This window comes from Frankia sp. Mgl5 (assembly GCF_023242985.1).
Lineage (GTDB): Bacteria > Actinomycetota > Actinomycetes > Frankiales > Frankiaceae > Parafrankia > Parafrankia soli.
In genome coordinates this window covers 1-281 of record NZ_JALKFY010000086.1, presented here as the reverse complement: position 1 = coordinate 281, position 281 = coordinate 1, and the positions used below count along the sequence as shown (strand labels likewise).

The 281-nt window shown below is 53.4% G+C and carries 1 protein-coding gene; it reads right to left on the bottom strand.

Annotated elements, in window-relative coordinates; genetic code table 11:
- Positions 1-281 (bottom strand): FAD-dependent oxidoreductase (locus MXD62_RS08480; RefSeq protein ID WP_248828841.1); only part of this gene is annotated, 281 nt, incomplete at both ends.

The window sequence follows — 281 nt, the reverse complement described above, 5'->3', positions numbered from 1 at the left end:
GATCGCTACCTTGGCGCCGTCACCAGCTGTAATAATCGTATGTACGCTTACACCAGCGCAGGTTCCCGCAGCCCAGATTCCATCGATCGCTGTCTTGCCGTCCGGCTGCACATCCAAAACGGTTTTGATCCGCGGCTCGGTTCCCGGTTTTGTCGCCAACCCGATTTTTTCGGCCAGTTCAACTCCGAGGCCAGTAGCAAAGATGACATGCTTTGCTTCATAGCGGCCGTTTTCCGTCTCAATGGCAAACAAATCACCGTTTTTCTGCACATCCACTACAC